The following is a 6226-nucleotide window of genomic DNA, read 5'->3' on the forward strand; positions in this document are numbered from 1 at the left end:
ATGCGGCACATTATTTCCATATTACTGGAGAATGAACCTGGCGCATTATCACGAGTGGTAGGTCTGTTCTCTCAGCGTAATTACAATATTGAATCATTGACCGTGGCGCCAACGGAAGATCACAGTCTGTCGCGATTGACGATTACCACCATTGGTGATGACCGGAAAATCGAGCAAATCACCAAGCATCTGAACAAGCTGATTGATGTGGTAAAGCTGGTCGATCTGACGGAAGGTTCGCATGTAGAGCGGGAACTGATGCTGATAAAAGTGAAAGCATCCGGTGCCCAACGTGCTGAAATCAAACGTACCACGGATATTTTCCGCGGCCAGATCATAGATGTGACGCCAACGGTCTATAGCATTCAGCTATCCGGTACCAGCGATAAGCTGGACAGCTTTATCGCAGCACTGGGCAATGCCGCCGTCCTTGAAGTCGCAAGAACCGGTGTCACCGGCATCTCAAGGGGCGACAAAGTCCTTAGCCTGTAAAAGCGTCAGTGACTCAAACTGAATCTGTTACCTGGCAGCTTCAGCTATAAAAAAACGGGAAGTGCCTATTCGCACTTCCCGTTTTTTTTTACCCCTAAATGCCAACAAACATGGCACAAGGTCAGGGCATCATATTATATATTGTTGCTAATCAGGCCACGCTTTGCATGGCGGTCCTCACCCGAAACAGCAGCCGAACTGTTTGAGCCGTTAGGCGAGTTTTCGGCTGCCGGGTGAGGGCGGCAGGCAGTGGCCAGCAGCAATATATAATATGATGCCCTGGCCGCTCACTGACCTGTTTGTCTGCTTTAGATTGCCCGCTTCATCGCAGTCATGTAACTACGCAGACGCTGACCCACCACCTCAATCGGATGGTTACGGATGCTGTGGTTAACAGCAATCAGCTCAGCGTTATCCACATTGCTGTCACTCAGCTGCAGACCTTTACCAATCACATCAGTGTCGACTTTAGTCATAAAGTCTTTCAGCATAGGAACACAGGCGTGCGAGAACAGGTAGCAACCGTATTCAGCCGTATCAGAGATCACCTTGTTCATCTCATACAGCTTCTTGCGACCAATCAGGTTGGCGATCAGTGGCGTTTCGTGCAGAGATTCGTAGTAAGCAGACTCTTCAATGATGCCAGCGGCTGTCATGGTTTCGAATGCCAGCTCAACGCCTGCTTTCAGGAAGGCGGCCATCAGAATACCGTTGTCGTAGTACTCCTGCTCAGAGATTTCCATGTCGCCCGCTGTTGATTTCTCAAATGCGGTCTCGCCAGTTTCTTCGCGCCAGGTCAGCAGGTTTTTATCGTCATTTGCCCAGTCTTCCATCATGACGCGGCTGAATTCGCCGGCAATGATGTCATCCATGTGCTTTTCGAACAGCGGACGCATGATGTCTTTCAGTTCGTCTGCCAGCGAGTTGGCAACCAGTTTGGCTGGGTTGCTCAAGCGGTCCATCATGTTAGTGATGCCGCCATACTTCAGGCCTTCCGAGATAACTTCCCAGCCGTGCTGAATCAGTTTTGATGCATAGCCAGCTTCAACACCCTGCTCGATCATACGCTCGTAGCAAAGGATGGAGCCTGTTTGCAGAACACCACACAGAATGGTCTGCTCACCCATCAGGTCAGACTTTACTTCCGCAATGAAAGACGATTCCAGCACGCCCGCGCGATGACCACCTGTTGCTGCCGCGTAAGCTTTGGCAAGTTCCAGGCCTTCGCCCTGAGGGTCATTTTCCGGGTGAACGGCGATCAGTGTCGGTACACCGAAGCCACGTTTGTACTCTTCACGGACTTCGGAGCCTGGGCACTTGGGTGCGACCATGATGACAGTCAGGTCGTCACGGATCTGCATACCTTCTTCTACGATGTTGAAACCGTGCGAGTAAGCCAGGCATGCGCCCTGCTTCATCAGTGGCATGACCTGTTTAACAACAGCGCTATGCTGTTTGTCTGGCGTCAGGTTCAGAACCAGGTCAGCGGTTGGAATCAGTTCTTCATAAGAGCCGACAGTGAAGGCATTCTCGGTGGCATTTTTCCAGGACTGGCGCTTTTCAGTAATCGCCGCTTCACGTAACGCGTAGCTCACATCCAGACCGCTATCGCGCATGTTCAGGCCCTGGTTCAGGCCCTGGGCGCCACAGCCCACGATAACCACTTTCTTGCCCAGCAGGCGGTCAACACCATCGGCAAATTCCGATGTGTTCATGAAACGGCATTTGCCCAGCTGCTCCAGCTGAAGGCGAAGTGGTAAAGAATTGAAATAGTTCATGAGTCTCCCCAGATTCTCATTATGTTGCTTGAATAAATAGAAACGGCGCCATCATACTCTCAATCTGATGGTTGCGTAAAATGATATATATGCAAGAATGTATTGCATATATTGCAATAAAGATTGCCTGACTCTGACCTGGCTAAGGTTGCCCTGACAGGGCACCGCTGCCGGGTTTCTTCAGGGAGAGATACTATGGACCTAAAAGACCTCAAGTTGTTCCTGCATTTATGTAAGACACTGCACTTTTCCCGCAGTAGCCGTGAACTGCATATCAGTCCCTCTGGCCTGACACGGGCAGTGCAGCGCCTGGAGCAAGAGTTGGGTGTGGTTTTGTTCGAGAGGGATAAGCGTACCGTCAGGCAGACAGAGGCTGGCGTTAAACTACAGGCTTTTGCAGAATCCACATTGGAGCAACGGCAATTATTATTAGAGCAACTGGGTGACAGGGCGGAGTTGAATGGCACATTAAGTCTGTTTTGTTCTGTGACTGCCAGCTACAGTTTTCTTCATACCATGCTGCAACGGTTCAGGGCGGGACACCCGCAAATCGAAATACAACTTCATACTGGTGATGCCGCGCAAGCTTTTCAGCGTGTCATTGATGAGAAAGATGATCTGGCGATTGCTGCCTTGCCTGCCAAACTGCCTGACCCCCTGGCATTTGTGGAGTTAGGCCGGTCACGCCTGATTGGTATTGGCCCTGCTGCTGATTGCCCGGTACGTCGCCATATTCGTACTGCCAGCAAAAGCGGTTCTTTTAATTGGGACCAGGTTCCCTTGATCTTACCTGAGGCTGGTTTGGCTCGGGACCGTGTTGAGCAATGGTTTCGAGAGCAAGGTGTTAAACCCAGAGTATATGCTCACGTCAGTGGTCACGAAGCCATGGTCAGTATGGTCAGTCTGGGTTGTGGTATCGCAGTCGTGCCTCAGGTTGTTGTGGAAAACAGCCCTTTGCAGGACCGGATCGACCGGCTGGAGGTGCTTCAGGGACTGGAATCCTTTACGGTGGGCTTGTGTGTATTAAAAAGAAGGCTCGGCAACCCTCTGATTAAAGCGTTTTGGCAGGTTGCAGACTCCCACCATCGCGATGCCGCAAGGGGTAAATGAAACTGAGCAGAAATAACGCTGGTGTGTATAATCAGTGACAAGAAGTCCATGAAATACAACAGTATTGAGTTAATAATATGAGTATGGAATCAGTGCATGAGAATGCAGAAGAAGGCACACTGCCTGAGAATGATAGCGACAGTTTTATTCCGATTGATGAGCATGAGGAGTATGTTGCTGAAGCAGACGGTCGAAAAATCACCCGTAAAGGGATTTATTTATTGCCTAACCTGCTGACATTAGGGGCTATGTTCGCCGGGTTTTACGCCATTATTGCCGGGATTAATGGCAACTTTAATGCCGCCGGCTGGGCGATATTGATTGCGGCAGTCATGGATGGACTGGATGGCCGGGTTGCGAGACTGACCAACACACAAAGTGCGTTCGGCGCTCAGTTCGACAGTTTGGCTGATATGGTGTCCTTTGGTGTCGCGCCTGCACTGATCGTTTTCAGTTGGACATTGGGTTCACTGGGTAATGCCGGTTGGGCGGCCAGTTTTATTTTTATGTCTTGCGCAGCACTCAGGCTGGCCCGTTTTAATGTCCAGGCAGGAACGGCCGACAAGCGCTTCTTTGTTGGTTTGCAAAGCCCGGTCGCTGCCGGCCTTGTGACTTTTATCGTCTGGGTCGCCTACAAATACAATATTGAGCCGGGTTGGTGGATGTCACTGGGTACTGGGTTGCTGACGGCTTTCACCGGTCTGTTGATGATTTCAAATTATCGTTACTACAGTTTCAAAGAGATACATTTCAAGGGAACCGTTCCCTATGTTGTCTTCGTATTGGCTGTAGGGTTGTTGGTTGTCATTGCGCAACGACCGCACGAAGTGCTGTTCGGTATGTGTGCTGTTTATGCCATTACGGGCCCGATTATCGGGTTGGGAAAGAAGGTGAAAGCACGCCGTAAAAAAACAGAAAGGGCTGAGCCAAATGAGACGGAAGCTCGGTCTGGTGAAAAAGACAGTGAAACTGATTCTCTATCACGCTAGTAAAGAACGCTAAAAACGCTGAACAAAAGCTGAAAAGGGGCTAGCCATGCTTATCAAGCGCGCATCAGATATTAAATCTTCTGAAATTACGCCGGAGTCTGTGTACCGCAGCCGGCGGGAATTCATGAAAAGTGCTGCAGCGCTGGGGGGAGCGGCAGGTATATCCAGCCTGTTACCTGGCCTCGCCATGGCTGCTTCAGGCGATGGTTTGCGTGCCAGGGCGCCGGCCAACATGCAGCGAAGTGCACCGGCGGCATGGTGGGAAGACAAGTTTCAGAATATCGAGGCCGCTGAGCGCGGTGGTGCTTTCTGGACAAATGAAGCACTCACGCCTTATCAGGATGTGGTGACTTATAATAATTTTTATGAGTTCGGCATGGATAAGGGGGATCCGTCCCGGTATGCGCAGGAATTTGAGGTTGATCCCTGGTCAATAGAGATAGCAGGGGAGTGTGATAACCCGGCAACCTACCATCTGGAGGACTTTCTTAAGCCCCAGCAACTGGAAGAGCGTATTTATCGTTTGCGTTGTGTTGAGCGCTGGTCGATGGTGATTCCCTGGGTGGGCTTTCCTTTGGCCGATCTGATTAAAAAGGCGCAACCAAATTCCAAAGCAAAATATGTCGCGTTTGAGACCCTGCTTGACCCCGATCAAATGCCTGCTCAGAATAGCCGGTTTGCCATTATCGACTGGCCCTATCGTGAGGGGCTGCGTATGGATGAAGCCATGCATCCGCTAGCGTTCCTTGCAGTAGGTTTATATGGTGACTACCTGCCTCCGCAAAATGGTGCACCTATTCGTCTGGTGGTTCCGTGGAAGTATGGTTTCAAGAGTATCAAGTCTATTGTTCGTATCCGTTTCACCGAGACTGAGCCGCAAACGGCCTGGAATATGCTTCAACCGCAGGAGTATGGCTTTTACGCCAATGTGAACCCGAATGTTCACCATCCGCGCTGGCGCCAGGATATGGAAACGCGTCTGCCACGAACACTGTTCAGCTCCGGGCGACAGGAAACCCTGATGTTCAATGGTTACGGTGATCAGGTCGGACATCTATATGAAGGCATGGATCTGGCCAGAAATTTCTAAGCTGATAGCAGGGAAGCCGTTTGGTGAATGCTAAAACAACCGGCCAGTTGAGCTGGCGTCGTAATCCTGCTCTGTGGAAGTGGATTCGCAGGTTGATCTGGTGGTCTGCCTGCGTACCTTTTGTGTTTCAGTTATATGGGGCTGTATTTAATACCCTGGGGGCTGATCCGGCCAAAGAGTTAGCGCTGGATACGGGGCGTTGGGCGCTGCGTTTTCTGTTGCTCTGTTTAGCTGTGACTCCGCTGCGGGAGCTGACTGGTATTGCCCAGCTTGCACCCTTGCGACGAACGCTGGGCTTGTTCTCGCTCTTTTATGCTTCTTTACACCTGCTGGTATATGCGCTGTTTCTGCTGGAGCTCCGCTGGTTTGAAATCGGCGACGATATATTAGAGAGACCTTATATTACAGTCGGCTTCACGGCCTGGTTGATTCTGGCTGTGCTGGGGGCAACATCGCCCAAGCGCATGGTGCGCTTACTTGGGCGCCGCTGGCGCACTTTGCACAAGCTTGTGTATCTGGCTGGTGTGCTGGCGTTATTGCATCTGATATGGATTATACGATCAGACATATCTCAAGCCGTTATCTATGGCACGATCCTGATTGTTTTGCTAAGCTATCGAGTCTTGAATCACTTCAAAAAGCGCGCAGCGAAAGCTCAAACAACCAGAATATAGCGCGCAGATGACAAATTGATTTCAAATATCGAATTTTTTGCAAATTATGCTTGCGGTAATCAGATTCTGTGGCATAATGCGCGCCCTTGAGAC

At 50.6% G+C, this 6226-nt stretch carries 6 protein-coding genes; 5 read left to right on the top strand and 1 reads right to left on the bottom strand.

What is annotated here, in order from left to right; translation table 11 throughout:
- Positions 1-492: an acetolactate synthase small subunit gene (ilvN, locus tag PSCS_RS07400; protein WP_068811336.1), complete on the top strand. Its 492-nt coding sequence runs from the start codon at positions 1-3 to the stop codon at positions 490-492.
- Between the two features lie 308 nt (positions 493-800).
- On the opposite strand, the gene ilvC is transcribed toward ilvN, so the two are convergent.
- Positions 801-2270: a ketol-acid reductoisomerase gene (gene ilvC, locus PSCS_RS07405; protein WP_068811338.1), complete on the bottom strand. Its 1470-nt coding sequence runs from the start codon at positions 2268-2270 to the stop codon at positions 801-803.
- Between the two features lie 195 nt (positions 2271-2465).
- Here ilvC and ilvY point away from each other — a divergent pair, with 195 nt between their 5' ends.
- From ilvY to PSCS_RS07425, 4 genes are all read left to right on the top strand, one after another.
- Complete coding sequence (gene ilvY / locus PSCS_RS07410; protein ID WP_068811341.1) at positions 2466-3380, top strand: HTH-type transcriptional activator IlvY; 915 nt, start codon at positions 2466-2468, stop codon at positions 3378-3380.
- 77 nt (positions 3381-3457) lie between these two features.
- Positions 3458-4369 carry a CDP-diacylglycerol--serine O-phosphatidyltransferase gene (pssA, locus tag PSCS_RS07415; RefSeq protein WP_229694684.1) on the top strand — a complete coding sequence of 304 codons (912 nt, stop codon included), beginning with the start codon at positions 3458-3460 and terminating at the stop codon, positions 4367-4369.
- Positions 4370-4415: 46 nt separating this feature from the next.
- Positions 4416-5459, top strand: coding sequence for a protein-methionine-sulfoxide reductase catalytic subunit MsrP (gene msrP, locus PSCS_RS07420; RefSeq protein WP_068811343.1), 1044 nt, complete (start codon positions 4416-4418; stop codon positions 5457-5459).
- A gap of 23 nt (positions 5460-5482) precedes the next feature.
- A complete protein-coding gene (locus PSCS_RS07425; RefSeq protein ID WP_229694685.1) occupies positions 5483-6133 on the top strand; it encodes a protein-methionine-sulfoxide reductase heme-binding subunit MsrQ in 651 nt (216 codons plus the stop codon).
- Positions 6134-6226: the final 93 nt, after the last annotated feature.

Source organism: Pseudohongiella nitratireducens (genome assembly GCF_001642735.1).
Classification (GTDB): Bacteria; Pseudomonadota; Gammaproteobacteria; order Pseudomonadales; family Pseudohongiellaceae; genus Pseudohongiella; species Pseudohongiella nitratireducens.